Source organism: Leptospira haakeii, from assembly GCF_002812045.1.
GTDB classification, from domain to species: domain Bacteria; phylum Spirochaetota; class Leptospiria; order Leptospirales; family Leptospiraceae; genus Leptospira_B; species Leptospira_B haakeii.
In genome coordinates, this window is the sequence record NZ_NPEG01000002.1 from 273,182 (window position 1) to 287,231 (window position 14,050).

At 39.2% G+C, this 14,050-nt stretch carries 13 protein-coding genes; 6 read left to right on the forward strand and 7 right to left on the reverse strand.

The annotated features are described in order from the left end of the window. Window position 1 precedes the first annotated feature (1 nt). From CH377_RS06730 to CH377_RS06745, 4 genes are all read right to left on the reverse strand, one after another. Window positions 2-892, reverse strand: a complete 891-nt coding sequence (locus CH377_RS06730) for a DUF4349 domain-containing protein (protein WP_100723020.1) — start codon at window positions 890-892, stop codon at window positions 2-4. Window positions 893-1,027: 135 nt separating this feature from the next. Beyond that, window positions 1,028-2,443: a jacalin-like lectin gene (locus tag CH377_RS06735; protein ID WP_100723021.1), complete on the reverse strand. Its 1,416-nt coding sequence runs from the start codon at window positions 2,441-2,443 to the stop codon at window positions 1,028-1,030. A 90-nt stretch (window positions 2,444-2,533) separates the two neighbouring features. Beyond that, window positions 2,534-3,439, reverse strand: coding sequence for an aldo/keto reductase (locus CH377_RS06740; protein ID WP_100723022.1), 906 nt, complete (start codon window positions 3,437-3,439; stop codon window positions 2,534-2,536). Then, a complete protein-coding gene (locus CH377_RS06745) occupies window positions 3,436-4,587 on the reverse strand; it encodes an LLM class flavin-dependent oxidoreductase (protein WP_100723023.1) in 1,152 nt (383 codons plus the stop codon). The genes CH377_RS06740 and CH377_RS06745 overlap by 4 nt, the downstream gene beginning before the upstream one ends. 188 nt (window positions 4,588-4,775) lie before the next feature. On the opposite strand from CH377_RS06745, the gene CH377_RS06750 reads away from it, so the two are divergent. From CH377_RS06750 to CH377_RS06760, 3 genes are all read left to right on the forward strand, one after another. Further along, window positions 4,776-5,903 (forward strand): TauD/TfdA family dioxygenase, encoded by a 1,128-nt coding sequence (locus tag CH377_RS06750; RefSeq protein WP_100723024.1) that lies wholly within the window; start codon window positions 4,776-4,778, stop codon window positions 5,901-5,903. A 65-nt stretch (window positions 5,904-5,968) separates the two neighbouring features. Beyond that, entirely contained in the window at window positions 5,969-6,868 is a 900-nt protein-coding gene (locus tag CH377_RS06755) for a bile acid:sodium symporter family protein (RefSeq protein ID WP_100723025.1), read from the forward strand. Window positions 6,869-6,883: 15 nt separating this feature from the next. Then, window positions 6,884-7,501: a 2-hydroxychromene-2-carboxylate isomerase gene (locus CH377_RS06760; RefSeq protein ID WP_100723026.1), complete on the forward strand. Its 618-nt coding sequence runs from the start codon at window positions 6,884-6,886 to the stop codon at window positions 7,499-7,501. Here CH377_RS06760 and ygiD read toward each other — a convergent pair. From ygiD to trhO, 3 genes are all read right to left on the reverse strand, one after another. Next, entirely contained in the window at window positions 7,494-8,363 is an 870-nt protein-coding gene (gene ygiD / locus CH377_RS06765; RefSeq protein WP_100723027.1) for a 4,5-DOPA-extradiol-dioxygenase, read from the reverse strand. The genes CH377_RS06760 and ygiD overlap by 8 nt on opposite strands. Before the next feature lie 4 nt (window positions 8,364-8,367). Then, on the reverse strand, window positions 8,368-8,808 hold the full coding sequence (locus CH377_RS06770) for a nuclear transport factor 2 family protein (RefSeq protein ID WP_243402007.1): 441 nt from the start codon (window positions 8,806-8,808) through the stop codon (window positions 8,368-8,370). Window positions 8,809-8,913: 105 nt separating this feature from the next. Continuing rightward, entirely contained in the window at window positions 8,914-9,963 is a 1,050-nt protein-coding gene (gene trhO, locus CH377_RS06775; RefSeq protein WP_100723028.1) for an oxygen-dependent tRNA uridine(34) hydroxylase TrhO, read from the reverse strand. A 137-nt stretch (window positions 9,964-10,100) separates the two neighbouring features. Between trhO and CH377_RS06780 the strand changes: the two genes are divergently transcribed. From CH377_RS06780 to CH377_RS06790, 3 genes are all read left to right on the forward strand, one after another. Beyond that, window positions 10,101-10,859 (forward strand): DNA alkylation repair protein, encoded by a 759-nt coding sequence (locus tag CH377_RS06780; RefSeq protein WP_100723029.1) that lies wholly within the window; start codon window positions 10,101-10,103, stop codon window positions 10,857-10,859. A 179-nt stretch (window positions 10,860-11,038) separates the two neighbouring features. Then, window positions 11,039-12,583 carry a DEAD/DEAH box helicase gene (locus CH377_RS06785; RefSeq protein ID WP_100723030.1) on the forward strand — a complete coding sequence of 515 codons (1,545 nt, stop codon included), beginning with the start codon at window positions 11,039-11,041 and terminating at the stop codon, window positions 12,581-12,583. A 112-nt stretch (window positions 12,584-12,695) separates the two neighbouring features. Then, a complete protein-coding gene (locus tag CH377_RS06790) occupies window positions 12,696-14,048 on the forward strand; it encodes a DNA recombination protein RmuC (RefSeq protein WP_100723031.1) in 1,353 nt (450 codons plus the stop codon). The last annotated feature ends 2 nt before the right edge of the window (window positions 14,049-14,050 follow it).

Consider the following 14,050-nt stretch of genomic DNA (forward strand, 5'->3'; position numbering starts at 1 on the left):
TTTATTTGAACCATTTATTTCTGGCAAACTTTACCAGATAGAAAATCCCGAAAGCAATCAATGCCAAAGGAATAATATAGATCAAAGAAAGTATTAGTTTTAATCCGAGACTAGCCAGATCAATAAATGCATCTCCAAAACTAGGAACTTCGACTGCCTTTGGTTTTTTAGGACCATACATATGAATGCTGATCTTTGCCCAAGTAACTCTATCCATAATTTTCCATTTTTCGAATTCAGCAGAGTCAGCAGAATCTTCGGATTGTCCGATAAGCTCTTCGATCTCAGCTGCATTTCGTGGAGTGGATCTGGCACCGAGATCTGTTCTTCGAGCTATCCTGATCTTCTCTCTTTTGGCATGGATCTGTTCTAATGTATAATTTTCAGTATGATCTTCTACTTGGATATTTTCAGAAGTGAGAGTTCCTATTTTTTCCAATTCCATCAAAACCTGATATAGATCTGAAGATTTTACATGAATAATAGCTGTCATACTTGGTTCAGTATCTCCTCCCCAATTTTGAAGGCTTTCACTCTGAACGAATCCATACTTGCCTGAAAGTTCTAATAAGAATTTTCGAGCGGCAATAAAATCCTTGGTCTCGAAATTTAGATCTACCTTATATTCTAAAAGGCGACCTATCTTTAAGTTTCCGATTTTAGGAGTGGCAAAGGTCTTGACCTGATCCTCTGGTGCTTCTTCCCTTTCACCTGCCTTGCCGGCCACTTTTTTCTCGGCCTCTTGCATTGGTTGTTCATCTGCAGAAGGCATTGGAGCCGACGCGGATCTAGAGCGTAAGTCCGAAAGATCTTCAGATTGTTTTTGAGAATTTTCGGCCTTACAGACGAAAAGAAAAGATACGATTAAGATTGAAGTTAGAAAGCGAAACATTCATTTCTCCTAAAAAACCTATACGTCCTGCATCGAACCTCGGACATATTTAGGAAACTTTCTATTAGAAACAAATGGATCGCTTTTTATTTCTTCGATTTTTATCGAATGTTCGACCTAAATACTTTCCGTCATTTATAGAACGGGAGCAAAGATTACACCCAGTTTATCAATTTCATCCCCGCTTCTTCCATGAAATCCTACAATTCCCCAACCATTAGGTGCAGTATATGTAGTACAACTAGAGGTGCTGGATCCTCCCGTGAGAAACCTCCCTAGGTTCGTATGAAATTGAGCGTAAAAAATACGGGTTTGGCCATTTTTTTGCCCACTACAAAGTTTTACTTGGTCTAAATACTCTGCGGCTCCTAGGGTTAAAGTTTGCAAACTTCCTCCTGTACCTCCATGGCTCAACATTGTTCCATTCGTTAATTGTAAAGAAACTGCATCGACTCTAGATCCTGATCTTAAACTTAATTTAGATGTAGCTGGAGAAGAAGGTAGAGAATTCGCATCGTTGAATGCAGTCCCATGCGGCCCACCAAATGCATCACTATACAATAAATTCTGCAAAAGAGAATAATTGAATGTAGAAGAGACAGCGTAATGGTCCGAAAGTGGAACCCCAGTTACAGGATGTACAAATCTCGAATCCTCTATCAAATAAGAACTAGGGGACAAGGAAATATAGGAATTACCACGATAGAATATTTTATCGACTACCTCACATCCCGCACTTGTTCTATGACCTTCACAATCCATCAAAGCATCTGCTCCTTGCGTGGGATAAGATCCTCCTCTGACCAATTGGATCCAAACATCCGTAAATCCATGATTGATAAATTCTCTGATATTGTCTCCAGATCTAGTGTATCTTGTATTCGTATCTCCCATCACGATCACTGCATTCCCTGCGGAATTGGATTCTATAAAATTCAGAATTTGTAATACATTCGACCTTCTTGCGGCAAGATCCGCAGTTTCCGTACTCGCGTTCGTATGCAAATTATACACGTCCAAGAACACTCCTGGGGCAACTTTATGCCTTGCTAAAGTAAATCCCTTAGGAGTTAAACAATCAGTTCCGTTGCAAGCATCCCAATCCACTCTCTGGAAATCCGAAAATGGAAAATAGGAGAGAGTATTTAAACCATCGCCTATTCCCATTCCCCCGCTTGTGGCGGATCTATAAGGATGTACATCATTTGCATACAAACTTGCGTGATAATTAAAATCTTCTTGGACTTGGATCAGATCGAATGGGGTCATTAAAGGCCCCATATAAGGAGTGTTCTCACTAGGATTCGAACTGGAAAAAGGTTCCAGTAGTCCTGCCACATTATAAGTGAGTAAAGAGAATGTTCCGGTCCCATTTACAGTATCGATAACTGCCAGATCCGAATAGCTTGTGCCAATTTTAGTTTGGTCCGGCTTCTGGATCAGTCCCAGTAAACTTTCCGTGTTTATAACCTTTTCCCCATTACAATTGAGCAGGAATAATAAAATTCCTGTCAAAAGGGGGATTCCCTTTCTGCTTAGTTCGATTTTCATTTTTCGTTCTCCGTTTTGATATCGAACGGGCAGTATAAATATAAGTATTATATTCTAATTAGAAATTTCTTATATGGTCATTTTTTTATATTAAGGAACTCGTTTACCTGTTCCTGCTTCTAAAATTTGAAACCATTCTTCTCTTTCTAGCGTAACTTGAAATGATTTTGTGGCGGATCTAATACGATCCGGCTCATTCGTCCCCAAAACTGGGACCAATTGTGCTGGATGGAATAAATACCAAGAGAATAATACAGCATCAATAGTTGTATCCTTCTTCTTTGCGAACTCTTCTAATGTTTTATATAAAACAGTTTCTTGTTCCGTTTTAGGCTGGAAAACCCTACCGCCAGCAGTTGGGGACCAGATCATCGGCTTAATGTGCAATTCTTGGGCCTGATCGAATACTCCATTTGTTAAAGGATCTGGAAAAAATGGATGGAACTCCACTTGGTTTGTAACCAAAGGAAAATCCAATCTGGACTGCAAAAGTGAGAATTGGGAAGGAGTGAAATTTGAAACTCCGAAATGTAAAACTTTTCCACTTTCTCTTAGAGATTTAAAGGTTTTTGCGATCTCATCCGCATTCATCAAGGGATCAGGCCTATGGATCAGAAGTAGGTCTATTTTATCTATATTCAGTTTTCTTAATGAATTTTCCGCAGAACCGATCAAATAATCTCCCGATGTATCGTAATGTTTCACCGAAATCCCGGGACGATTTGGCCCAGGAAGCTGGATTCCCGCCTTAGTGACTATCTTGATCTTCTCTTTTAGCCCAGGTCTGGACTTTAATGCTGCGCCGAATTTCTCTTCATTTCCGTATTCTCCGTAGAGATCCGCATGATCGAAAGTATCTATCCCTGATTCCAGGCAAACTTCTATCTTTTCTAAAATTCGATCAGCACCTGATCCTTTGGGATCTGTATGTAGTCTCCAACAACCATAGACTAATCTGGAAAAACTTGGGCCTTCTTTAGAAAGTGAAATTTTCATTTTCTTTCTCCAGTTGTTAAAGGAGTCACCGGTTCTCTATCCGGAATTCTTCCTTGGGCTTTAGGTAAAGAAACTGTTTGTATATGGGGGAGTACTTTTTCTGCGAATATTTTACATTCATCCATCAAAGGATATCCCGAGAGTATAAATGCTCTAATTCCCATATTTATATATCTATGAATTTTTTCTAATACCTGTTCGGGAGTTCCTACAATTGCCGAACCACAACCTGATCTGGCAAGACCTATGCCGGACCAAATATTAGGTTCTATGAATAGATCGGAGCCTGCATTCTTTCTAAGTTCGTCTTGTCTTTTGACTCCGGCTGAATTAGAATCCAAGGCCCTATGTTTTAGTTCTTCTGCTTTTTGTAGATCCAATTTGGATAATAATCTGGAAGCTGCATCTTTTGCTTCTTTTTCGGTATCTCTCACGATCACATGGATTCTTAAACCGAAATCAATTTTTCTTCCAGCGATCTTCGCTCTCTCGCTCAGATCTTTCATAGTGTCGGCCAATCTTTCTTCCGTCTCTGGCCACATTAAAAAAACATCACAATATTCTGCGCAGAGTTGCCTTGCATCTTCAGAAATTCCTCCGAAGTACAACAAAGGCCCTCCATTTGTCTGGTAAGATTTAGAAGGATCAGAACTCAATTTGATCTTATAAAATTCTCCTTGGAAATCTATCTCATCCTTAGTCCAGGATTGTTTTAATATTTCTATAACTTCTTTAGAGATCTTATATCTTTCTTTCGAATCTCGGATCGTACCGGGAAGATCGGATGAAATAATATTAATATTTAATCTTCCTTTTAACATATGATCCAATGTGGAAATGGTTCTAGCTAGCATTGGAGGATGTATTTCCCCACAACGAACCGCAGTGAGTAATGAAATGTTTTTAGTAAATTGAGAAGCTGCAGCGGCGAATGTCAAAGTGTCCTGCCCCACTTGGTAAGAAGAAGGAAGAAGAATATTTTGGTAACCGAGCTCATCGGCGACTCGGATGATCTCAGCACAATGTTCGAAACTGGATCTTAGTTTTGGATCTGGGATTCCCAGATATTCGTAGTCACCGTTACAGAGATCGCAAAACCATGCCATCTCAACTTTAGGATCTTCCGAACGAATTACAATAGAACTCATGGTATACGTATTTTAGAAGAAGCCATCGAATCAAGACGGATTTGTAGGAATTCCTACAAGAGTGGAAACTGGATTTAACTAAAAATGGTAAGCTTCATTAAACCGACCTCTAGTTCAGAAGATGAAAAGACTTGCCTTTCCCCTCTACGGTTTTATAAAAGTTTTCATTCTCTAACGGGAGAGCCTCTATGAAAACAAATACAATTTCCCGATCTGGCAAATCCGCAATTAAGAAAGTTTCCGCTAACAAAACTAAGCCGAAAGGTATAGGCCGGGTCGAAAGATCTTTTTTCCCTGGTAAAGAACTTCCCAGAATTTATGGCCCCGGAGACACGAACGCTTTAGAGTCCGGATTTTTACCTGCATGGATCTCTAAAAATAAAAAATCAATCGAAGCTGATCTATTAGAATACGGCGCAGTATTATTCAGAGGTTTTCAAATTTCTTCCGCCCAAGAATTCGAAGACGTTGCTCTCAGCTTGGACAAAAACTTAAAGACGGACTATTTAGGAACTTCTCCCAGAAACAAAGTTACTCAGTTTGTCCATACAGCGAGTGAACTTCCTCCTCATTATCCAATCATGCAACACGCTGAGATGAGTTTTTTGGACAAACCTCCTCGTAAACTTATGTTTTTCTGCGCTGTTGCACCTAATGCACATGGAGAAACTCCGATCGCAGACCTACGAAAAATATACGAAGACCTGGATCCCGATCTATTGAAGAAGTTCGAAACTAAAGGAGTAAAATATATCCGTAAATACGACGGACCGAATGCTTCTCGTTATAATCTTTGGAAAACAAAACGTTGGGACGAGATGTTCTCTACCAAGGAGAAAAAACAAGTAGAGAAGATTGCCGCGCAGCAAAGATTCCAAGTGGAATGGCTACCGGAAGATGGCCTAAAACTCACCAATAAGCAAGTTGCAGTCCGTAAGCACCCCATTGCCAAAACAAAGGCATGGCACAATCATAGTCAGGTATTCCACCAAGACGCGGCAAGATTAGAATATGCAAAAATCCTAAAACAGCAAGGAACTATCCGAAGCTTTATCCTAGCGGGAGTTCTATACGTTCTTACATTCTTAAAGAAGAAGTTAGTGGAACCGAAAGACCAAGACACGAATGTAATTTTCGGAGACGATTCAGAGATCAGCGTTTCTGAAATCGGTAAGGTGAGTCGGACATTCTGGAAACACTTATCCATATTCTCCTGGCAAAAAGGGGACGTTCTTTTGATAGACAATTATTCCGTTTCCCACGGAAGATTACCATTCTCCGGCCCAAGGGAAATTTTAGTCACCTGGACGGACTAAAATATAGTTTAAAAAAATCTAAAATATTAAACGGCAGCGGATTATTCGTCTGCTGAGGGAAATACATGCAAGATTACGATTTAGTCAGATTGAATTTCAGTCCAGGAGGACTTTTTGTCCTGAATATCTGTTTGGGACTGATCATGTATGGAATCTCTTTAGAATTAACGATCGCCGATTTTACGAACTTAAGAAAACAACCTAAAGCGGCAATTGTAGGTCTATTTTCCCAATTAGTATTATTACCTGCGATCACTGTAGGATTACTTTATATTCTAAAACCTCACCCAGGTTTGGCTTTAGGAATGATCTTAGTGGCAGCCTGCCCCGGCGGGAATATGTCCAATTTTATCAGCCTTCTAGCGAAAGGAAATGTCCCTCTTTCTATTTCGTTAACTGCAACTACTACGGTTCTAGCTTGGTTTTTTACTCCATTTAACTTTTTCTTTTGGGGAAAACTATACTCTCCTGCCGCAGATAGATTAAAAGAGATTAGCTTAAATCCAGTTGATGTATTCCTTTCTATTTTTCTAATATTGGTCTTACCTTTAATTTTAGGAGCACTAACGAATCGTTTTCTTCCTAAGGTCGCTTCTTCTTTAAAAAAGCCTATGAGGATTGGTTCTACGGTCCTATTAGGCGTTTTTATATTGATCGCATTTGTTGGTAACTGGAAATCCTTCGTGGACTTCGGACCTGTTTTGTTTTGGCTGGTTCTTCTTCATAACGGCTCCGCTTTAACAGTAGGATATCTTGCCTCTTGGATCGCAGGCCTTGCTCACAAAGAAAGAAAAACGATCTCTTTAGAAACAGGACTCCAGAACTCGGGGTTAGGACTTATCTTAATTTTTACATTTTTCCAAGGAATCGGATCCATGGCACTCATCGCTGCTTGGTGGGGAGTATGGCATTTGATTAGTGGGCTTTTCTTAGCTGCTATTTGGGGAAGAGAGAAAACAAGTTAAGATCGTAATATCTGTATGAGCGAGAAAAATTCGCCGATTCTTTCCTTCTGGTTCGAATTTGCCAGTACCTATTCTTACTTAACTACAGGAAGGATCAAATCCTTAGCCGACAAAGAAGGTATCCAACTCGAATGGAAACCTTTTCTATTAGGGCCGATCTTTAAAGACCAAGGAATGTCCGATTCTCCTTTTAACCTCTATCCAACTAAAGGAAAATACATGTGGAAAGATTTAGAAAGAAGGACCGCAAAATACGGGCTCCCTTTTTTGAAACCAGGTATTTTTCCTCAAAACGGATTAAAAGCGGCAAGGATCACAATAGCAAATCTGGACAAACCTTGGATTTATGATTTTATATTAGAAGTTTTTAAAGTAGAATTTTCCAAAGATCAGGATATTTCAGATGTTTCTGTTCTTTCGATGATCTTAAGATCCTTAGGACAAGATCCCGAAAATATATTATCCTATTCCGAGTCGGAGGAAAACAAAAAGAAACTGAGAGAAAATACGGAACAAGCCCGGAGCTTAGGGATTTTTGGAGCTCCGAGCTTTATTGTAAACGGAGAATTATTCTGGGGAGACGATCGTTTAGAAGACGCGATCGAATTCCTAAAAAAAGTAGATCCTAACTGATCTTCATGCTAGTTAGAGATACCGAACTCTGGATGATATCATTGTAAAAATGGATCTCTTCTTTTTCCTCCGCCAATGCCAAAGCATATAACATCGGAAAATAATGTTCAGGTGTAGGAATTGCGATCTGCACTGCAGTCCCTAATTTTTGGTAATTCGCGAGGCTTTTCCAATCTCTTTTCTGGATCAGATCCTTGAATGTTTCATTTGCATCTAAAGCCCAATCATGCGCCTTGTCTTGGTTTTTCCAATCATAAAGACGTAAGTTATGGACCAGGTCACCACTTCCCAAAACCAAAACACCTTGTTCTCGCAGCTTAGATAAAGACTTCGCAAATTCGTAATGCCATTCTCCGGATTTAGTGGCATCTAAACTCAATTGAACTACCGGAATATTCGCCTTAGGATACATATTCCTAAGGACACTCCATGTCCCATGATCCAATCCCCAAGAATCGTCCTGGATCACTTGTGCATCTTTTGATTTTGAAAGTTCTTCTGCTAACTTCGGATCTCCAGGCGCAGAATATTGCACATCAAATAATTCCTGAGGAAATCCGTAAAAATCGTGAATTGTAGGAGGAGATTGGTTAGAAGTAACGTATGTTCCTTTCGTAAACCAATGCGCAGAAATGCTTAAGATTGCTTTAGGTTCCGGAAAATCTTTCGTAGATTCAGCCCATGAATCGGCTAACGGATTCGGTCCGAGAGCGTTCATTGGACTTCCATGGCCTACAAAAAATACCGGTAACTTTTCCATCTTTCTTTCTCCTTTTATACTGTTAAAAAATCTATAAATCGCAGCTGAACCGAATATTGCTGCGACTGTTCCCAATAAGAATTTTTTTCGGTTCAGCTTCATACGATTAGAACATTGTATTTTCGTTCTTTGGATCTTCCGGAATATCTTGGAGTACATCCCAGTGTTCCACTACCTTATCGCCTTCCACCCTAAAAATGTCCACAACTGCGATCCCTTTACTCTTAGGATCGATTTTTAAATGAGCATGGACAATGACAAAATCCCCATCAGCAAAACTTCTTTTAATTTCAGTATTTGCTTGGGGGGCCTGGGACGCAAAACCGTCAAAGAACTCTACAAAAGCCTTTCTACCGGTAGCCGCATGGGGATTATGCTGTATATAATCCTCTGTTAAATATAACTCGGCGGCTTCACGATGTTTATGATCGATCAAAGCCATTTTATAAAAATCCAAAACGAGCTTTTTATTTTTCTCTTCTTTCGAAGAAGAATTACAACTCAAGATCGTTAGGAGGATCGAGAAGATCAATACTACATTTTTCACAGACTATTTGCCTCAATTTTCAGAATAATACCTTTTAGACAACTTGTAATAATTAAAGTTACAAGAAATTTTATTTTTTACCGAGAATTGAAAATAAAATTCGAATTATTTTCCTTTGTAAAGTTCGAAAACCTTAGGTCTGATCTTGGACTTGGAAAAATGTTGGTTGGAAGCTGCTTTACCTTTTCTTAATTTTTTCTGTTCTTCCAGAGGCAAAGAAGCGATCTTTTGGCATTCTATAGAGCAACAATTATCGAATTTTTCCGCGCATGACAAACATTGGATGAATAGAATATGACAGGCAGGATTTGCACAATTGATATGCCTTGCAGATTTTTGATCACACTGGTGGCATTCGCTTAGGATCTCATTTCCTACGGTTTCCTGGAGCCTTGCGTCGAACACGAAATTTTTCCCCTTAAACTTGGAGTCCAGTCCCTTCTCCTTAATTTCAGAAGCATAAGAAATAATCCCTCCATGCAACTGATATACATTTTGGAATCCATGATGTTTCAGATAAGCGGACGCTTTTTCACATCGGATCCCTCCGGTGCAATACATTACAATTTCCTTATCTTTTTTATCCTGCAGAAGATCTATGATCAGAGGTAATTCCTCTCTAAATGTATCTGCCTGAGGAAGTAGCGCTCCTTCGAAATGTCCTATCTCAGATTCGTAGTGATTTCGAACATCCACTACGATAGTTTCAGAAGATTCTAATTTTTTATTAAATTCTTCCGCGTTTAAGTGGGTTCCCACGTTGGTTACGTCAAAAGTATCATCTGCAAGACCATCCGCTACGATCTTGTTACGAACTCTAATATCCAATTTTAAGAACGAATAAGAATTTTGTTCCACAGCGACCTTGAATGGAACGTTTTTGAATTCTTTCCTTGTATCTATTGAATCCCTGAATTTTTGAAAATTGAATTCAGGCACAGATAATTGAGCGTTAATCCCTTCTCTTGCTATATAGATCCTTCCGAGCACCCCTAAAGATTCCCATTCTCTATATAATTCGTTACGTAGAAGATCCGGATTTTCTAAAATCACATATTTATAAAAGGAAATAGTAGTACGCTTAAAATCCTCTGCCTCGATCTTTTTCTTTAGAATATCCTTACTATAAATATTATGAAGAGGTTTATGTTTCATACGAGACTAGATCTTTCCTAAAAATTAGGATTTGTTGGACCTCCTAACTGGCAAGCCCAAAAACCGGGATTTAGAACATGACATTTGTCCTTCTATAATGCTTGCCTTCCCCATCTGCCAAAAATAGATTTTGTCCCATGCCCAAATCCAAATCGATATCCCAAAAGAAATTATTGGGAGGAGAAACTTCCAGGGCAGAAGAAGTGATCCGAGAAGTCCGAAAATTCTCCGATCCAAAAGCGGTCGAAATACTCTCTCGATTTTTCAAAACCGGAAAAGGGCAATACGGAGAAGGTGATCTATTTTTAGGAATAAAGGTCCCACCACTTCGAAAAATTTCCAAATTATACAGAGGTATTCCGTTATCCGAACTTCAGAAAATCGTAAAATCCAAGTATCATGAAGAAAGACTTTTAGGTTTTTTTATACTATGCGAGAAGTTCCAAAAAACTCCCGAGGAAGATCGTAAAGAGCTGCACCTATTCTATTTAAAAAACTTAAAATACGTGAACAATTGGGACATTGTAGATCTAAGTTCCAGGGAAATGATCGGAGATTATCTTATAGATAAAAAAAGGGACATCTTATACGAACTAGTTAAATCTAAAAGTATGTGGGAAAGAAGGGTCGCGATCATCTCCACGTATGCTTTCATTCGTAATGGAGACTTTAAGGATACCTTAAAGATCGCAGAAAACCTCTTAACTGATAAAGAAGATCTTATTCATAAGGCAGTGGGTTGGATGCTAAGAGAAGTTGGTAATAGAAGTTTAAAACCTGAGACTGACTTTCTGGATAAACATGCTCACAAAATGCCTAGGACAATGCTTAGATATGCGATTGAAAAGTTTCCGACTAAGTTAAAGTCGAAATATATGAAGGCTGGAAAGGAATAAAAGACCTTTAATGCTATGCGGCACAAGCCGCTTTGAATTCATGGAAGAAACGATACCAGAGCCTAAATCTTTCCTTTATGTTTAAATAGGACCATTCTATAAAGATCCAAGCTCTTAGCCAGACAGGCATATTCGTAGGGATAACGTAAAAATTTACGCGGACATCCCAGGAGCAATCTTTGAAACCCAAAAAAACATTCCAAGAACTCGGACTATCCGAGGACGTCTTAAACGCAGTATCCGATCTTGGATTTACTGAACCTTCTTCCATTCAATCCGAAGCTATTCCACTCATTCTTTCTGGGAGAGACGTAATCGGTCATTCCCGTACTGGAACAGGTAAAACAGCCGCATTTGCAATTCCAAGTTTAGAAATATTGGAAGAAGGAGAACAATCTCCACAAGTATTAGTACTCTGCCCAACCAGAGAATTGGTAGTCCAAGTCGCGGAAGAATATAGAAAATTAGGAAAATATAAAGAAGATTTCGAAGTAGCTGCAATCTATGGTGGAGACGATATCACCAAACAATTCAAGGCATTAAAAAGAAAACCACAAGTAATCGTTGGAACTCCAGGAAGGACCATGGATCATATGGACCGCAAAACCTTGGTTCTAAATGGGATCAAAATGGTGATCCTGGACGAAGCGGACGAAATGTTAGATATGGGATTTTTAGAGGATATGGAAATCATCCTCGCAAAAGTTCCCGAAGAAAGACAAACAATCCTATTCTCCGCTACTCTTTCTGCAAAAGTAATGGGAATTACTAAAAAATTCCAAGATTCTCCTAAGATCGTAGATGTCACAGGTGGAAAAGCGGACAGACCTAAGATCCAGCAGATCTATTTTGAAATGAGAGAAGGCCTTAAACCTGAGGCATTAATCCGTCTATTAGAGTTCCATAACCCAAAAGCTTCATTAGTATTTTGTAATACTAAAGTCAGAGTGGACGAAACAGTGGAATTTCTAAAATCCAAAGGAATATTCGCCGAAGGATTACACGGAGATCTTTCCCAAAATCAAAGGAACAAGGTGATGTCCGGATTCCGCTCTGGGCTTGTAACTGTTCTTGTGGCAACGGATGTGGCCGGAAGAGGGATCGACGTAAGCGATGTAGAAGCTGTAGTCAATTACGATATTCCTAGAGATTCTGAAGACTATGTTCACCGTATAGGTAGAACAGGAAGAGCTGGAAGAAAAGGGCTCGCACTCAGTTTTGTTTCTAATAAAGACTTCAAAACATTACGCAAGATCAGAGAAGACCACGAATTTGAAATGGAACTCGGAAAAGTCCCTGATATTGCAGAACTCACTGAAAAGAAATTTTTAGAATTTTCTCATATAGTTAAGGAAGTTTCAGAAGAAGGAGATGTTTCTGAATATTCTAAACTTGTCAAAAAACTTACCTCGGAAGGAATTCCTGCAGAACGTTTAGCTGCGGCTCTATTCAAATTGGCCCTCGCAGAAAAGTCAGAAAAATTCGACGCAAGTACCCGTTTCGACCAAGACCAAAGGGGATTCAGAGAAAAAGAAGGTTCTTCTCGTAATGATCGTGACAGACGTTTTGGTGGAAAATCCAAACAAAAGGGAAAACGGGATCATAAGGATAAAAACCGAAACTCTAATCAATTCCATCGTGGTGGCGGCGGCAGCAGCGGTGGTGGAAGAAAAGGTTCTAACTCTGGTTCAGGCGGCCCTTCTCGCAAAAAAGGAAAACGTTAATTTTCTAAATTAAAACAAAAGACCCCGGATTTGTCCGGGGTCTCTATAAAATGGAAATTCTATCCTGGAATATGGTATCCTGAATTGTACCGAATTCCAAAAAGGAGTCAAAATGGAATTTGCAATCGTATTACTCACAGGTCTTCTGATAGGTTTTGGCCTAGCATTCTTCTTGGCAAAGGCTCTCTATTCCAAAGAGTCTGGGATCAATCCGAATGAGCACGAAAAGTTAAAATTAGAAAGAGCGGGACTTCTCACATCTGAACAAAGATCCAAGGAAAGGATCCAGCAGTTAGAAAAAGAATTTAAAGAGAATTCTGAAAAAACGGAAAAAGCAATCGGCTATTACCAAGCCATGAAAAAGGAATCCGATCTTTTAAAAGAAAGATTGGAGAACCAAAAGAAAGAATTCGAAGATCTAATGTCCAAGTTAGACGAAAAATTTAAACATGCAGCCAATCAGGCGCTGTTAGATAATTCCCAAAAATTCAACCAGCAAACTCACGAAAAGATGAATGACCTACTTCGTCCTTTTAAGGAAGAAATAGAAAAGTTCGGAGTAAAAGTAGAACTTTCCCATAAAGAGCATAAGGACGATACGGCAAACTTAAAGGCTCAAATCAATAATCTATTAGAAATGAATAAAACACTTTCTGAAGACGCCAAAAGTCTAGCGTCCGCTCTGAAAGGAAATTCAAAAACACAAGGAGACTGGGGAGAAGGAATACTCGAAAATATTCTCCAAAACAGCGGCCTTGTAAAAGGAAGAGAATATACCGCCCAGGAATCCATACAAACTGAAGACGGAAGACTAAGACCGGATATAGTCGTCAAACTTCCTTCTGGAAAATCAATCGTGATAGACTCTAAGGTTTCTCTAACCGCTTACGTGGAATATGCTTCTGCAGAATCGGAAGATATAAAAAAAGCAGCACTACAAAGACATCTCAAAAGTTTGTATGAACATGTTTCCGGATTATACAAGAAAAATTATCAATCCTTGTATGGGATAGAATCTCTGGACTTTGTGTTGATGTTCCTACCGGTGGAACCTTCTTATTACGAAGCTGTTCGAACAGATCCTAAATTTTTAGAAGATGCATACGCAAAAAACATTCTGATCGTCACTCCTTCTACCCTGATGGTTTCCTTAAAGATGGTCGCCAATCTTTGGAGAAAGGAAAAACAAAACAAAAACTCGGAACAGATCGCAGAAGAATCCGGTAAGATGTACGACAAGATCGTAGAGATAGTTACCGCATTAGAAGTTTTAGGCAAATCTTTGGATAAGTCTAAGGACAACTATGACGCTGTTCTCGGAAAATTAAAATCCGGCAGAGGGAATCTTTTAGGAAGAGCGGAGAATATTCGAAAACTAGGAGCAAAAGTCCGTAAGTCATTAGATTCTGCTTCTGAGGATTCCCAAGAAGATGCAGAGGAAACTTTGTTTTTAAACGGAGAATGATC

Bases quoted from the DNA above. Each gene is read 5' to 3' on its own strand.
- CH377_RS06760 (WP_100723026.1), top strand. From the start codon at position 6,884: ATGAGCGAGAAAAATTCGCCGATTCTTTCCTTCTGGTTCGAATTTGCC.
- CH377_RS06740 (WP_100723022.1), bottom strand. From the start codon at position 3,439: ATGAAAATTTCACTTTCTAAAGAAGGCCCAAGTTTTTCCAGATTAGTC.
- CH377_RS06730 (WP_100723020.1), bottom strand. From the start codon at position 892: ATGTTTCGCTTTCTAACTTCAATCTTAATCGTATCTTTTCTTTTCGTC.
- ygiD (WP_100723027.1), bottom strand. From the start codon at position 8,363: ATGAAGCTGAACCGAAAAAAATTCTTATTGGGAACAGTCGCAGCAATA.
- CH377_RS06745 (WP_100723023.1), bottom strand. From the start codon at position 4,587: ATGAGTTCTATTGTAATTCGTTCGGAAGATCCTAAAGTTGAGATGGCA.
- CH377_RS06790 (WP_100723031.1), top strand. From the start codon at position 12,696: ATGGAATTTGCAATCGTATTACTCACAGGTCTTCTGATAGGTTTTGGC.
- trhO (WP_100723028.1), bottom strand. From the start codon at position 9,963: ATGAAACATAAACCTCTTCATAATATTTATAGTAAGGATATTCTAAAG.
- CH377_RS06735 (WP_100723021.1), bottom strand. From the start codon at position 2,443: ATGAAAATCGAACTAAGCAGAAAGGGAATCCCCCTTTTGACAGGAATT.
- CH377_RS06750 (WP_100723024.1), top strand. From the start codon at position 4,776: ATGAAAACAAATACAATTTCCCGATCTGGCAAATCCGCAATTAAGAAA.
- CH377_RS06755 (WP_100723025.1), top strand. From the start codon at position 5,969: ATGCAAGATTACGATTTAGTCAGATTGAATTTCAGTCCAGGAGGACTT.
- CH377_RS06780 (WP_100723029.1), top strand. From the start codon at position 10,101: ATGCCCAAATCCAAATCGATATCCCAAAAGAAATTATTGGGAGGAGAA.